The sequence below is a fragment of the Shinella sumterensis genome, assembly GCF_004514425.2.
GTDB lineage: Bacteria > Pseudomonadota > Alphaproteobacteria > Rhizobiales > Rhizobiaceae > Shinella > Shinella sumterensis.
Window position 1 is genome coordinate 18875 of the sequence record NZ_MYFN02000025.1, and the last position, 14945, is coordinate 33819.

General features: G+C 56.7%; 14 protein-coding genes and 1 pseudogene. 6 read left to right on the forward strand and 9 right to left on the reverse strand.

Annotation, left to right across the window (positions count from 1 at the left end):
* Window positions 1-39: 39 nt before the first annotated feature.
* From B5M41_RS25505 to acpS, 4 genes are all read left to right on the forward strand, one after another.
* A complete protein-coding gene (locus tag B5M41_RS25505) occupies window positions 40-1758 on the forward strand; it encodes an SIR2 family protein (RefSeq protein ID WP_134652726.1) in 1719 nt (572 codons plus the stop codon).
* Window positions 1755-2372, forward strand: a complete 618-nt coding sequence (locus B5M41_RS25510) for a hypothetical protein (protein WP_134652728.1) — start codon at window positions 1755-1757, stop codon at window positions 2370-2372. Before B5M41_RS25505 ends, B5M41_RS25510 begins: the two co-directional genes overlap by 4 nt.
* Window positions 2369-4786 (forward strand): AAA family ATPase, encoded by a 2418-nt coding sequence (locus B5M41_RS25515; RefSeq protein ID WP_134652730.1) that lies wholly within the window; start codon window positions 2369-2371, stop codon window positions 4784-4786. The genes B5M41_RS25510 and B5M41_RS25515 overlap by 4 nt, the downstream gene beginning before the upstream one ends.
* 186 nt (window positions 4787-4972) lie before the next feature.
* Complete coding sequence (gene acpS, locus B5M41_RS25520; protein ID WP_230640362.1) at window positions 4973-5311, forward strand: holo-ACP synthase; 339 nt, start codon at window positions 4973-4975, stop codon at window positions 5309-5311.
* Here the strand turns inward: acpS and B5M41_RS25525 are convergent.
* From B5M41_RS25525 to B5M41_RS25555, 7 genes are all read right to left on the reverse strand, one after another.
* Complete coding sequence (locus tag B5M41_RS25525) at window positions 5225-6226, reverse strand: nucleoside triphosphate pyrophosphohydrolase family protein (RefSeq protein ID WP_134652734.1); 1002 nt, start codon at window positions 6224-6226, stop codon at window positions 5225-5227. The genes acpS and B5M41_RS25525 overlap by 87 nt on opposite strands.
* A complete protein-coding gene (locus B5M41_RS25530; RefSeq protein ID WP_230640360.1) occupies window positions 6216-7457 on the reverse strand; it encodes a nucleotide kinase domain-containing protein in 1242 nt (413 codons plus the stop codon). Before B5M41_RS25530 ends, B5M41_RS25525 begins: the two co-directional genes overlap by 11 nt.
* Window positions 7458-7461: 4 nt before the next feature.
* Entirely contained in the window at window positions 7462-8295 is an 834-nt protein-coding gene (locus tag B5M41_RS25535; protein ID WP_209020915.1) for a thymidylate synthase family protein, read from the reverse strand.
* Window positions 8288-9175: an ImmA/IrrE family metallo-endopeptidase gene (locus tag B5M41_RS25540; RefSeq protein WP_134652736.1), complete on the reverse strand. Its 888-nt coding sequence runs from the start codon at window positions 9173-9175 to the stop codon at window positions 8288-8290. Before B5M41_RS25540 ends, B5M41_RS25535 begins: the two co-directional genes overlap by 8 nt.
* A 4-nt stretch (window positions 9176-9179) precedes the next feature.
* On the reverse strand, window positions 9180-9542 hold the full coding sequence (locus tag B5M41_RS25545) for a helix-turn-helix domain-containing protein (protein ID WP_134652738.1): 363 nt from the start codon (window positions 9540-9542) through the stop codon (window positions 9180-9182).
* On the reverse strand, window positions 9539-9847 hold the full coding sequence (locus tag B5M41_RS25550; protein ID WP_134652740.1) for a hypothetical protein: 309 nt from the start codon (window positions 9845-9847) through the stop codon (window positions 9539-9541). The genes B5M41_RS25545 and B5M41_RS25550 overlap by 4 nt, the downstream gene beginning before the upstream one ends.
* Before the next feature lie 478 nt (window positions 9848-10325).
* Complete coding sequence (locus B5M41_RS25555) at window positions 10326-11015, reverse strand: nucleoside/nucleotide kinase family protein (protein ID WP_167719476.1); 690 nt, start codon at window positions 11013-11015, stop codon at window positions 10326-10328.
* An 87-nt stretch (window positions 11016-11102) separates the two neighbouring features.
* Here B5M41_RS25555 and B5M41_RS25560 point away from each other — a divergent pair, with 87 nt between their 5' ends.
* Both B5M41_RS25560 and B5M41_RS25565 read left to right on the forward strand, forming a co-directional pair.
* On the forward strand, window positions 11103-12128 hold the full coding sequence (locus B5M41_RS25560; RefSeq protein ID WP_134652744.1) for a thymidylate synthase: 1026 nt from the start codon (window positions 11103-11105) through the stop codon (window positions 12126-12128).
* Window positions 12129-14444 (forward strand): metallophosphoesterase family protein, encoded by a 2316-nt coding sequence (locus B5M41_RS25565; RefSeq protein ID WP_134652746.1) that lies wholly within the window; start codon window positions 12129-12131, stop codon window positions 14442-14444.
* Window positions 14445-14530: 86 nt separating this feature from the next.
* Here B5M41_RS25565 and B5M41_RS25570 read toward each other — a convergent pair.
* Together B5M41_RS25570 and B5M41_RS25575 are read right to left on the reverse strand one after the other, a co-directional pair.
* A pseudogene (locus B5M41_RS25570) lies at window positions 14531-14701 on the reverse strand (helix-turn-helix domain-containing protein); the annotation flags it as partial.
* A gap of 22 nt (window positions 14702-14723) precedes the next feature.
* The coding region (locus B5M41_RS25575) for a hypothetical protein (protein ID WP_230640361.1) at window positions 14724-14945 on the reverse strand (222 nt) is incomplete at its 5' end.

Below are 14945 nucleotides of genomic sequence, written 5' to 3' on the forward strand. Positions count from 1 at the left end.
AAACTGCTTCGCGTTCTACTTCTTACCGGACGTCAACATATGGCACTCGCGCCAAACGCATCCAATATAACTATTCGGCAGACCCTTGATATCCTGGATGGCCCGTTCCGAAATGTGGCAACCGGGGTTGCAGAAGATCGCTACGCATTCTGGCTTGGTTCGGGTATCTCGTTTGGTAAAGTCGATGGCTTGAAGAAGATCATCCCCCGGGTCATTGAGTTTCTGCGGCAAAGAATTGACCGTACGAACGCCAATTGTGCTTTTGCGACGGCGTTGAATCGGGCTCTGGCGCTTGCCGGCCTCTCCGACGACGAATGGGGCAGGGTGAACACCGAGCTTGAGTTTGCAGCTTGGCCGGATCAAGCCGCCATTGTCGGGCGGCTGACTAATAATTATTCGCGTTTGCTCGAGATCACCGTCGCGGGCCAGCCTGAAGATTATCTGTTGTGGGAAGGCGTAGGCGTAGCTGCCACGTTTGCTAATCCCACTACAGAACCGGACGTCGAACACCTCTGTATGGCAATGCTCGTGCTGGAGGGCGCCGCTTCCGACATCGCCACCGCCAATTGGGACGGGCTTGTTGAGAAGGCGATCAATGAACTCACCGGCGGCATACCGAAACTGGTAGTATGTGTGCGATCCGAGGACCTCCGCCAGCCGAAGCTTGCTGCCCAAGTGATCAAGTTCCACGGCTGTGCGATCCTCGCGGTTTCTGACGAACCACACTACCGACCGTTTCTGGTCGCGCGCTTTTCACAGATAAATCGCTGGGCGGCGGCTCCAGAAAACAGGGCGGTCATCGGCCGACTGATGGATATAGCGGTTTCCAAGCCAACCCTCATGATGGGCTTGTCAGCGCAGGACTCCAACATTCAAGCGTTCTTCGCCACTGCCGAGGCTACGATGCGATGGCCTTGGCCTGGCGATAGACCGAGTTTTGTATTTTCGGGCGATCAGGTCGGCGCCGATCAGGAAGCATTACTGCGAAACGTTTATCCTCAGGCTTACACCGCGGCGACCCGCGACCAGATCAATCAGCAATCATTGGTCAAATCCTACGCCAATCCGCTCCTCATAGCGCTTTTGTTGTCGGTGATTTGCGACAAGCTGAGCGGCATGGTCGATATGGCTGAGGGCCTATTGGACCAAGATGGTAAGAATGCCGTAAAGCTGGGCATTGTCACTCTGCGGAACCATGTCGCTGGTTTAGACAGCGGCGATCGGATTGAGTTCGTCAAATCTTTCATCGATCAGACCTCGCGCATCATGACAATGTTTCGGGATGGATCGGCAGGAACTGCACCTAGGCGGTACAATCCGATAACCAGCACGCCGCTGCACCAGATTGCTGGGGACCAAAACATCCCATCTAGCGGGTTGACCGAAGTCGCCGTCGTCGCAGGCCTGCTCGGCTTGGGCATTGAGAACGGCCTATGGTCGCTAGAAGGAATTGATTCGTCGAATCCAGCCGACGGTATCGTGCGCATCTCAACGACAGCTGCCAGTACAAAAATGGTCCTGGCCGCCAATGGGCGCGCTGCAATCCGTCTACAACAGAATGGACACATCGCCGACGACGAAGACGCGGTGCTAGTCTACAGCGCTGAGAGGCCACCAAACATGACCCGGTCGCCGCGAAGCTCGCCAGGCCGCACAGGCCACTTGGGTCTGCGCGAGGTAAGCATCTACGACTTGCTTCAGGTTACGAGTTCCGCTGATGACCTCATCCAGCATTTTCGTGAGGAGGCCGCCATATGACCACCTTCACGCCCGTCGAAGGCGTCGTGAATCTTCTAACCGCTTCTGGCTTCAGACGACTTTCCTCGCCACTCTCGATTGCCGGACTTTCCTTCGAAGTTCCCGCAGCACTGGTTGGTGAGCATCCCTCCCCCGACCTGATACTCGTTGCCGATACCGCATTCGAGGCTGATGTCCGAATTTTGCGCAAGGTGGAAGGAGTGGCTCGTGCGCTTGACGTCGCGCGCTCCAAGCGTCCTTTGACGACCATCCTTGTCGGTCCTAAGCCGAAGAGTTCTGTCCTGGATGCAATGACCAAGGTCTGCCGTGTCTTGGCAACCGGCGTGGTCGGGACTGACGAAGAAAATCCTCTGCTTCAGAATTGGTTGGCCGTGCTGCTGCCGTTGGCGCTGCCAGAGCCGAGCGATGATATTGCAGAACCATTAGAGGCGATTATTAAGCGCTCAGACGACCTCAATAAAAGCATCGTCGACTTAATCGGGTTGGGAGCGCAGGGAGCAGACGCGGTGCAGGCGGGTCTACACGAACTGCTGAAAGCATCGTTGACAGTTTCCGACGAAGATGCCGCAGAGTCGAATAAAGGAACGAACCTCGCAGGAGGGATTTTCGAATGAGCGCTGCCCGGTTGAAATCCGTTACTCTCACCGATTTCCGCAGCATTAGGGGAAGCATTTCGGTTCCACTCGATGCGCCGATAGTCTTAGTCCACGGGCACAATGGGGCTGGGAAAACAAGTTTACTGTCAGGCATTGAATTGGCATTGACTGGCTCCGTCGCGTCCCTTCAACGAGTTGATCCGGACTATGCTAGCCATTTGGTACACAAGGACGCCAAGACCGCCAAAGTGGGGATCCAGACGAACGGACTAGCCGTAAATGAATCGGACTTCACAGTGGACGCGAACGGGTTTTCGGGTGCCGCGCTCCTCCATACCGACTTGTCGCGCTTCTATAGCGAGCGCTGCTTTCTGGCGCAGTCCTCATTGGGCCGATTGCTGGAGCTTTACCAGGACTCCCCAAAACGGACAGATTCTGCGTTGACGAAATTCGTCAAAGATCTTCTCCGGCTCGATCACCTCGACTCTATTATTGATGGCCTGCACGACGCAGGAGATGTCCGTCGCCTTCGGTCCGGCGTCCCAGACTATGCTGAGACAAGGGACGCCGTGCCTCAGCTCGAAAAGGAAATAGCCCGTCTACGCAGCGAACTCGCCGCTATCGATGCTCGGATGGAGGAACTCTTCAAACTGAACAGCGAGCGCTCGTCGCGACTGGCAATCATTGATCCAGTACAGATCGGCGCCCAGCCGGTCACACCCGAATTTGAGGAGCAAGAGCTCGTCAGATTAACCAACATCAAACGAGAGATCGAGGTCGCGACAAGACAATGGCAGCAGATCTCCTACACGGATGCTTCCAAAGAGAGGGTCGCGGCTGAACCCCGAAGAGAGGCTGCTCACACAGCACTGCTTAACTGGCAAGAGAGTGAGGGGTCCGAGCTAACGAGGCAACTCGAGCGCCTTGCCTCTGTCTTTCCGGATTTGCCAACCCCGAGTTCCAGTGGACCGCGATATGCTCACGCTGCGGCTGTCGAAGCTGTAAAGGAAGAACTCGCGCGCTGCACGGCAGTTCTTACCAGTGACGCACAAGCGGAGATAAGTGAATCTGACCTCGACGGTAAGATCACGCGAGCGAGAGCCCGAATCCAAGCGCTCGAGCAACAAATCTCGGGCTTTGCAGCCGAGGCCGGTGTGTTAGCCCAGGCGCTGAGTGGCATACTACCGCATATTCACTCTGACGATTGTCCGGTCTGCGGTCGGGATTACAGCGAGAAGTCCGAAACTCCTCTGCACACACACGTCTCGGCCAGAATAGCGGAACTTACTGCTGCAGCGGGTCAATTGCAGGCGCTGAGCCAAGACCGTGCAAACTCACTGGCCGCCGCTGCGAGCGCAGAAAGGCAGCTCGCTGAGGTTCAGGGCCAACGCCTCGAACCGCAAAGCCGTGATACTCTCAGGACGAGACAGGCTCTGCTGCAAGAGGCCAATCTCGCCCTTCAGCAACTCACTGACAGCGTAGAGGAAGGTGAGCGTCTGCTTGCCGCATCGTCCGCAGCATCGCGCGAGCTTTCCAATCTGGCCGCTGCCGACCAGAGCGGCACTGTCTTTCGGGAATCTCTGAGCCGTTTTGCGTCAGAACTTTCCCTCGATCCGATCGGCGCGACCGACGCTGTAGAACCGGCGTTGGCGCGCTTCGCAGCTGAAGCGTCCCGCCTCATTTCGGCATACACCTCGAACCAGACGCTTCGGAGGGAAATGACCGGCAACACTCTGGAAGCGGATCGGCTTCAAGCGTCTCGTGAACCCATATTGTCCGAAATCACCGCAACTCAAAACCGCATTGATGTACTTAATGCAGCCAAAGGGCGGGCCGACGCTGTAATCCAAGACGCTCGCGAACTCGCAAAGCGCGCTGGAGAGGCGCGTACAGCGATTGTTAGAAAGGTTTTTAACGGCTCGCTCAACCGGGTCTGGCGCGATCTGTTCGTCCGGTTGGCACCCGAGGAGCCATTTGTTCCTGCCTTTGCGGTACCGGAGACGAATGGAGGGCCAGTCGAGGCTATCCTCGAGACGTGGTACCGGTCGGGTGGCAAGGGGGGAAATCCGCGCGCAATGCTGAGTGCCGGTAACCTGAACACCGCGGCTCTCACACTGTTCCTTGCCCTACATCTCTCCGTAGCGCCGGATCTGCCATGGCTCGTTATCGATGACCCGGTTCAAAGCATGGACGAGGTGCACATTGCGCAGTTTGCAGCGTTGTTGCGCACCTTGGCCAAATCAAAGACTCAACGTCAGATCATCGTGGCAGTGCACGAGAAGCCTCTATTCGACTATCTCGCACTTGAATTAAGTCCAGCCTTTCAGAATGACAGGTTGATTACGATCGAGCTTAGCCGGAGTGCTGATGGCCAAACTCTGATGAATTACCAGCCACATGTTTGGCAACCAGATCAGGCTGTTGCTGCATGATCGTAATCAAAACATGTAGGCGCCGCGGCCAGCACTCATCGTCAGCCCTGTAGAGCCAATACTCTTCTGAGACCGTCTTCAACCGCGACCCTGCTAGCACGCATAAAGTTGATCGCATCGCCGACTTCCAACCGATTTAGGAGATCAGGTTTGTCAATTCTGGGACACGGGGTAGACTTAGTCGATGTGGCAGAAGTCGAGCAATTGCTGCTTCTGTCCGATGATTTCCTTGATCGAAGCTTCACCGAGCGCGAACGGGACATATTGACCGAGATCGCCGCCAGTCCGGAGCGCATCGCAGCCAGGTTTGCTGCAAAGGAGGCCGTCCTCAAGGCCTTGCAGACAGGCTTTAGCAATGGATTGTCGTTTCTGGACATCGAGGTTTTCAATCATCCGTCGGGAGCTCCCTACGTGATCCTTCACGGGCCTACTCGCCAGTTATCCGACAGCCTCGGCGTAAGCCGCTGGCTCATCAGTCTGAGCCACGATGGGGGGAAGGCGATCGCCAGCGTAGTTGCCGCCTAAAGCATAACTCCGGAGGCCTCTGTCACCGTCAACCTCGGCTGCCACTTCATAGGCAATCACGCCCTGGTCAAGATCGATGCGAACGACGCCTCCCCGGTTTGCAACCATCTGCCTCCAGATTTCAAACCCCTTGAGGATTACCGCTTCCCACTCGGCGAGCGAGCACCGTCCAACTTCCAGGTGACTGACCATGCTCCTGATTGTCCTGAGGAGGCCATAGTCGATCTGATCTATGCCCAACAGAAAGTTGTGGTCCCGTGCGTAATCGAAAGCGAGTGCCACAATCGCCTCCTCCAAGATTCGCGCGCGTCCGCCATCCTCGACCTCATCGAGCAAGGGCTGGCTTTTGCGTTTGCGCTTCAGGAAGGCCCGCAGGTTGGGCGACCAGCCGAGCATAGCCGCATAGGACAAATGAAAGACGTCGTGGAAGCGATATCCATCCGAATCGTAGGCGTTATCGCCAAGCGGCGAGCCTATACGATCTCCATTGATCGATAACTGCACCATGGGCCTGCCATCGGTGTGCACCTCCGTGAAGAGAACCTCCATTTGCCGCGGCAATCGCTCAGTCTCCACGCAGGTGCCGTCAAGAGCTTGCTTCCGCTCGTTGGCAGCCGCCCAGCGTTCTTGGACCTTCGCGAGATTGGCATTAGCGACGTCATCGAGGCTGAGATCGAATTTGCTGGCAACATTGGCGAGGTACCAAAGGAGATCGCCCAGTTCCTCGCAGACCCGGTCCTTGAACAGCTTATGCGCTTCGCCATCACGCAGGTGCTTCTTGTACTCGGTGAGAAGCTGACCAGCCTCGCCAGCCAAGCCGAGCATCGGTACGACCAGAGCTTCAGGGTCGTTTTTGCCGGCCGCAACCGAGACATCAGTGCGATGCGCTTCGAGTTGATATGTTCTAAAGTCCATACTCCGCTCCTGCTTTGACGCCATTTACGCCGGCGGCTGACCGGCCCGCGTTGGGCTGGTCACCTGAAACCTCGTTGGGGAAAGCGCCAGACAGAATCCGTTCGTTGAGACCCCATTTCGGCGGATACCAGAACTCGATCGGCTCGATGGTCGGGCTGAATTTCTGCTTGATGCGCATGCGCCCGGTTCTTCCCGCAATCTCCGGATGAGCGACACGCGAGAACTTATCGATTTCGCAGAATAGGTTCTGGCAATCGATAAGCTGCAGACGCCGGCCCCAAAGCGACGGGAAGTCGATTCCGAAGCGCTCGAATTCGTGCTCCTGCGTGTCGGCGACGAACCTGATAAGCTCCGGCTCATTCAACCCGCCAAAATCTTGAAAACACTTGCGCAAGCCGTCACGGGCGCCTGGACCGGGGATGACGAAATCCATTTCCGAGAAATTCGTGATCATGCTGTAGTTCACGTCGGTCGCGAACTGATAGGCGAGAAAGTCGCCGATCGTCGGATAACCCCGGAAAAGCTCGAAAGCGGTCTGCATCGAGCCTGCGCCTTCCATCCTGTCCGGCAGCTGGTCTTTCATCATTTTCTCCAGCAGCCGCAAATGGTTCTGGTGCTTCGATGGATAGCCAAAGGCAGAACTTCCCGGCGGCATGATATAAGCGGCCGAATAGATCGTTTCGCCGCGCTGCATCGCGCGCCCAAGAACATTGCAATAGCGTTCGAAACTGTAATCCGAGTAAGTAATCGGCCCCAATTCGGCTTCCAACATCCTCCAGGTCTCGATCTTGTTGAATAGCTTGAACAGAATGATGCGGAAAAACACTTCCGTGTTGGATCCCGGCAGATCATCCCTGTAGATGACATTCCGGATCAGATACTGGCTGACCCGGTCCGAGGCGCGATAGGCATTTGTGAATTTGTAGGTCGACAGGACCGAGTTGCGCGTCCATGGCTGGGGAGCGCGCTTCGCCCTCTTGAAAAAAATATGCTGGCGTTCAGCTGCAAATCGCCAGTAGCTCTCATAGGCGGCGGTCACCTTCAGAGGGCTGAGATGCTGAACGATGACCATTGGCGCCGAATGGCGGTCGCCGCCCGATCCGGCGCCCATCCATAACAGGCTAGCACTGGCGTCATCAATATCCAGTGGCAGTTGCACCGCCGCCTCGTTCGACTTGGAACGAGGCGGTGTTGCGCGGCGTCTTTTCGCATTTTTTGCTTCAGTCTTCACTTCGTCAATTCACTGTCTCGGCAACATGCAAGCTTTGCCCGGCAGTGCCCAAATCTTCTGGTTTGTTGATAGCGGCCTCGGCAGCTGCGATAACGGGGATCAACCCGACGTCCGTCTTAGAGATTCGCTCGAGCTTTGCCACCCCCACCGTCACATTGAGCCGGACAAATGGCATTTTCATCTCGTGTGCCATGAACTCGCCGAGCTGTTTGAGCCCGAGATAGTTGCCGTAGGCTTTGTCGAAGATTTGCTGGGTCGCATAGAAGGCATTGAGCACCAGACCGCTTTTCGTTGGAACGAAGGTGACGTGTTGCAGGCACGGGAAGCCGAGCTGGGCGCTCGGCGTGTGATCGCGCTCGGGGTCGAATGTCGTGACCTGCATCATGGAGTCGCGAATGCCGTCGCGACCCTCGTACTGCGAAAGCATGTATTCTAGCTGATTGCCGTCATAAGGGCCGCGTCCATACATCATCATCCGTTCGAAATATAGGCCGCGGCCGTTCACTTTGCGGTTCATCGCTTGGTAGGCCGGAAAGGCCATCTTGTAGTAGCTAAACAGTTTGGCGCGATCGCCCTGCGCCATCTGCCAAAGGCGCTCGGGGAAAATCGTATAAGCAACATCTTCGACGACGCACCGCCCCTTGCTCTTCAGCAAGGCGTCGAGCGACTTCCTAAGGTTCTCGTCTTCCCTCTTGAATTCCGAGATCGACAATACCAGCGGACTGACATCCTTGCCCCGTCCCTTGGCGATGCGGAGCAGGATTTTCGCATAGGCGCGTGACACACTGGTCTCGTCGACGACGAACGGCTCCGTCGCGACGCTACTCGACTTACTCATCGGTATCCTCCTCGAGGTGGCGGAAGTCGGCTAGGCCGACATATTGTTTACGGGCGATCCGCACGAAGACTGCCCAGCCGGTAACGGGCTGAATGACCCTGACGATGCCAGGCTGCTGCGCCTCAAAAAGACGGCCTTCGGGAAGGTCTTTGATGTATGTGATCGCCTCGTTATCAGGTTCGCAGTCAGCAGGCAGAAGGATACTCATTCCGACTTCAACGTCGATGACAGAGGTGCTCCAAGCGCTGTCAACGATGATGAGCGGCTCGGCGGACAACGTTCCGAGGAGAGCAGCACGAATCGCTGAGGGCTTCTGCTTCTTCAGCGCGGTCGCCCGCGGTCGCGAGAGCATGTTCAAAGACTGCGAAAGATGGGTGATCAGTGTCGTGTATCCAACCCCGAATTCGCACGCGATCTGGAACAGCTGCAGAGGCGTGGCCGAATCTGGCTTCCAGCCGCGCTTTGCGAAGGCTTGTCGCATCCCAAGCGTCGGCATCAGTACGAAACCGGCGAAATTGTCCGCCAGGAATTCCTTAGGATCTTCCCAAGGGTTTTCCTTGGCATCCTCGCGCAGTTCGTCAATCGACGAGCCATGTCCAAAGACATGGTGACCCAGCTCATGGGCGCAATTGAAGGCCCGCCGTGGGAGCGGACGCCGGGCCGAGAGATGGATTCGCGAAGGTGCGCCTCGCTGATACATGCCCTCCATGTTGATATTGTTGAAACGCACCTGGACCTTGTGAGCCTTGCAGAGCGCGTAGATGCAAATCGGGTTGACGAGGTCCAGTCCAGCTTTGGTGCGAGCGGCAATGGACGCCGTCATGGCCTGGGTTGCCAAAGCATTGCGATCCGGCATCGTCTTTTCGCTCCTGAGCATCATGGACTTACGGTTCCTTCGGGTCGGACGTGTCGTCTCGCATCGCTGCGAGCAGCTTCAGCAGACGTTCGAGGTCTTCGGGCTTCAATTTGCTCAGCTCGCGCGCGGCGAGTTGCAACCTCGGGTCTGCGGCATCCACCGTTTCAGGTACCTCGCCCATCAACCAGGCGACACTGACGTCATAAAGTTCCGCCAGCTGCGAAAGCTCATCAGCCGATACTCGCCGGTTCCCTGCCTCCATCTCCGAAACAGAGGGGCGATGCAGCCCGAGCAGCTTTGCAACCTGGCCCTGCGAGAGACCCGCCAGCTTGCGTGCTTCCTTAAGGCGCTCAGCCAGTTGCGTGCGTCGTTCGGTCGGATTGTCCGTCATGCCGCTGCCACCGCCGCCTGGGCGTTGAGCTGTTCGACGAGCGTGCAGACCAGCGCGACTGTCTGCGCGATCGTAAGGGCCTGCTTGGTGGCATCGTCGACGAAGATGTTGACCTCCGGCGGGATCGCCTTGCCAAGCGCGGCACCCAGCATGCCGGCGGCCACAGGCCAGACCTTGCTGTTGAATTTCGGCAACTCTTCCGCCGGCTTAATCGTCGGATCGAGGGTCGGGCACGTTTCGCCACTAATTGCCTGGATCGTGGTGAGCACGTCCATCAGGTGCTTTTGAACATCGGTCGAGTCCATCACATCCTCCGTTGTCTTACGGATGGTAAGATAATCTTACCGCCCTGAATGTCAAGGGGCGGTTTTTTTGGAAACGGAACAAGACCTCCTCAGAATCATGTGCAGATCAAGAAAAGGCAATAATCATCGGCCCACCGCCAGGGGTTGGACGGCGCCGGATGAAGCAATCCGCAGCCGCCTTCCAACAACTGTCAGGTCGTTTTCAAGCGAAGCGGAGAGAAGCGCTTGAGCACTGTGTCTGGGTGTTTTGCTAGTTTATTTCGATGCGTGACAGCGCAGCAGATCGACTGAGTACAAATGCTCGATGGCTTTGGCGACGAAACTGATGCTGGAAGCCGGAACGCATGCCTTTCAAACAAGCGTTCCAGGTTCTTGGTCGCTCGTGGAACGACGTCGATCCGAGTTTGCCGAGAGCCTCAAAATTATTGATACCGGGCACAAGCTCGGGATGGAAAGACCATTGATAAAGAGGCACCGCTTAAAGGGCGAGCCGGTCAAGGACCTCCGCGAGAATCACGCCAGGTTGGCGAAGCCCTCTATCGTCACACGTTTCAACATGCAGCCAGTCGCCATAGGCATTGCCAGCGCACAACTCCCGATACTGGGTTGATACCCGTTCCATCAGCGCCCTGTCGGCTTCAAATTTGTCGTAGGTCGATTGGACATAATCCCGCTTGCCCTTGTTGGCGATTAGCTCTCTTGAGACCGAAACAGGAATGTCGAGCCAGATGTTCACGCTCGGCACGATGGTACCGAGCTTCTCGAACTCCAGGTCGAGAACGAATTCTCTAACTGCGACACTTTCAGCGACGCTGCTAGCGCGCGCGGCCTGATAGGCGACATTAGAAGCTGCATAGCGATCCGCGATCACGATTCGTCCTTGCGAGAGCCATTGCCGCAGCTGAGGCTGTCCTTCTTGCCGGTCCAGAGCAAACAGCAAAGAGAGCGCATAGGGGCTCTCGTTTCCGAGCCTGTACTCGCCAGCAAGATACCGCCCGATCAACCTGCCCGTCTCCGTCCTCTGATATCCAGGCGAGGAGACCATTTCGACGACATGGCGTTCCGATAGGGCGGCTCTGAGAGCCTCAGCCAGGGTGTTCTTGCCTGATCCGTCGATGCCTTCGATAGTGATCAACATCTTTTCCGCCCCTCGAACCAGCTCGGTCATTATGGTCACTATCGTCTTCGTGCTCCAGCGCCTATATGATTCTATACATCGAAACATCCGTTGGCATCACAGCGTCCAGGTTCACCTATGCATTATATTTCAGGGTCGACGGCAGATGAGGTATGGGCCGCTGCTGCCAAAGAATTGAATGACAATTCAGATCTGATGCTAGAAGAGGGGCGCAATGGGCCTGTCAGGGAACTCGTTCATGCGGGTTTGTCCATTAGCGACCCGCGGCAGCGATGGGTCCTATCCCGTCACCCCGCAATTAATCCTGCCTTCGCTATCGTGGAAGCTTTCTGGATCCTGAGCGGTAGAAACGATGCCAGCCTTGTCAATCGGTGGAATCCATCCCTTCCAAAGTTCGCGGGCCAAACAGCAACGTATGATGGTGCCTATGGGTACCGGCTCCGCAAGCATTTTGGTGTCGATCAAGTCGAACAAGCGATCGACGCCCTGAATAGCAATTCCTCTACACGCCAGGTCGCGCTGCAGATTTGGAGCGCAAGAGACGATCTTCCCTTCGAAGATGGCCGTCCCCGATCGCTCGACGTCCCTTGCAATGCTGGCTCATTCCTGCGCGTGAAGCATGACGCGCTTCATTGGCTTCAGGTCCTGAGAAGCAACGATCTCAATCGCGGCACGCCGTATAACTTTGTCCAGTTCACCTTGCTGCAGGAATTCATCGCAGGGTGCCTAGGGATCGGTCTGGGTGGTTACACACATATCTGCAACAGCTTGCATGTATATGAAGCAGATCGCGAGACATTCTCGATCGCAGCTGGCCCCACCCCACGGTCCTGCACTTCGATAAGCTTGCCACGAAAGGAAGCGTTCGAAGCACTCCAGGATGTCGAGGCGCTGCTCGATCGTCTGAGCGATCCAGAACTTGACGATCGCAAAATTCGTGTGCTGATCGACGACCGGCTCCTGCCCGATGGGCATCAAGATCTACTTCTCATCGCCGCCGCTGACATTGCCCGTCGCAATGGCTGGGTCGACGCCCAATTTGCGGCCGAGAGCGGCTGTAACGATCCGATGCTCCGCGCCGTCTGGAAGAGGTGGTGCGACCGCTTTAGCCCGGCGATGCGTCCCGAAAAGGTTGTCTTCTAAATGGCTAAAGCTCTTATTCTCCATGTTACTGATCCACATTTTTTTGAAGTTGAGGCAAGCCCGCTCATTCACGATCACAAGGTCACGGTCACGGGTCTGAAGCAGGATTCGCGGCAGGAGATATTTGGCTTGACCCTGGAGCTTCTGTCGAAGCGCCTTCAGGAGCGAAAGGAAACACTGGACGCCGTGATCTTCACGGGCGATGCCCAAGACCGCAATTCCGCGGGCGGCCATCAGGAACTGCGCGAACAGCTCCTCAAACATCTGGCGATCTGCGGCGTTCGAAGAGACAACATTGTTGCCACGCCGGGTAATCACGACGTTAACCGTGAACTTCCTGTTGACGACAAGGAACGTTTCAAGGAGTTCATGAAGACTTGGCGCGACAATGGAGCAATCACTCCTTGGATTGACGGCGAGGAAAATGGAGATGCTAGAAAGCACCGGTTTGAAGATCCGGACAAACTATTCGAAATCTATCCGCTGAATTCTAGTCACTGGGCACAGACGACCTTGACCCCGTCTAAAGCGGTCTCGGACTTGCTTCCCGCCCTGCAGAAGCGATTCGATAAGAAGATTGATCCGGCGGAATTCGAACAGGCATACAATGAATTGATTTTGCCGCAATTGCAGAAACTTGCATCCGCAGACATTGCGCGCGTGTCCCCTGAACAGCTTGATTTCGTCCGCAACCTGATCGGCCAGCAGAAGCCCAAGGTCCGGCCGCTTCGGATCGTCGCCCTACATCATCATCTGATCGCGCCGAGTGTCGGCGAAGAGTTTCGGCCGTTCGCAGACATCACCAATCTCAGTCTTCTAAGAGCGTTTCTACGCCAAAACGAGATCGACATCGTAGTGCACGGACACAAGCATGTCGAAAATCTCACCTACGACTACATCTATCCGAATGACGGTCCGCTCAATCTTGAACCGCACCGAATGATGGTGATCTCCGGCGGCGCCCTTGACATCAGACGCGGAGACTCGCCGCTCCGCCTCATCAGACTGTCTGGCATGCCAGGAGCGCCGGAAGTCGAAGTTGAAACCATTCCTTTAGCGGTGCGCGGCCTGAATTTGGAGGATGGACCTCGCCTGAAAGGGCGAGTCTGGCGGACCAATCACACCGTCGGCGGTGGCCCGGTCATCATCACCGGAAACGACATCGATGAGGTCTATTCCCGCGCGGTTCGCGCTGCTCACGAAGAGGCGCAGGGAGGCATGCTTATCGTCCACCTTGACCTCGAAGGGCCAAAGACCGATGAGAAGGCAAAACAGCTGCCCTTTCCTCACAATTACCCCGATCCGGACGGCGAAAAGCCGGGCGCTTTTGGGCAAGATTGGGTCCAAAGCCTTGTGTCGTGGTGGCAACTTTCACGATCCGTCCTGGAAGAACGGATCCCGTATATCCATGGAACACGTTTGGAGCGCTTCGCCGGCAAGTTCAATCAGATGAACCGGCTGATCGCGTTGCTGAAACAAAACAAATCCACATCCCGCGGCATAGCGACACTGATCGATCCGGCGCGCGACTTCACCGCAGATGGGTCGAAGGAGGACTTCGCCTCCTTCTGCTTTATTCAGTTCAAATGGCGATCTGACGGATCGGGCAGCCGTAATCTTCTTGACTGCATCGGCTACTACCGAGCCCAGGAATTTAAGCACTGGTGGCCGATCAATGTTGCCGAACTGCGGGAACTGCAGATGCAGGTTGCCAACGCCGTTGACGGAGTGCCGGGCAGGATTACGACGATCGCTGCTGACGCCCGTGCGGTTTTTACACGCACGCCCGGACAGGTCGCTGTTCCAACCATTGACCGCTGGCTCGACCAGGCCCCGGAAAAGCTTGCAAGCCTGTCGATGATGTTGTCGGGGATACCGCTCCCCATGGAACAAGGACTCGCCCGGACATGGTCGGAGTTTCTCACCGACCAGCAAGCGGCCGCCGATCCAAGCAACTACAATCCGGAAGGGGTGCCAGTCGCCGTCGATGGACTGCGGATGCTTGAAAGGCTTATATCGCAGTTTTCGTCCGAAGATGAACACACCACAGAATTGCGCATGACGCTTCGCAATCTGGCTGACCAGAACGAACGGTACGAGAAATCGTCCCGCGACCGCGCTGATTACGACAAGTGGGCCCCCGCGGCCGCTCACTACGTCAAGAAACTGCAGGCGCTGACGAACCGAACGGTGGCTCCCCCGCGTGCGCCTAAGAGCCGGACTGCCGACCGCGCCGAAAGCCACGCCAACGACGCTAGTGCATCGAAAGGCGGGCCCCTAAAGCCGTCGGGTCGGCCGGAGACGAAAACACGCTGAGTGCCAAATTCCCGAACAGAAACAGAGATGGATTCGGAACGACGATCAGCCCAAGCCTCACCGACAATTGTGAGGTCAATCCGGGTTTACAAGGTCCCCCACGCCCGAAACCTCCCCCTCCCCGTCATCTCGCGCAAACCGAGCTCCAAAACAATCCGCCGCGCTGCCTGCGGCGTCACCTCGAGCGTCTTGGCGACCATTCCGGCCGACACGAGGGGTTTCGCCATCACCAACTCGATGAGCTCCGGCAGTGTATCCATCCGGCGAAGGCCGCGGGGCTTATGATTTCGGCTCGTCTGCCATGATGCGTTTGATGACTTCCGGGTCACATTGCTCGTCGACGAGGAATTGCCGGACGCCGCACTCCCAGGTGCGGACGTCGGCGAGGAACTCCTTCAAGCTCTCGACACCGCGTTCCGTGAAGGTGGTGACGCCTTCCTCGGTCCCGTCATAGGCATGGATCATCTCGCCGTAGTCGATGTTGTCGGAGTTTCTGGCGAC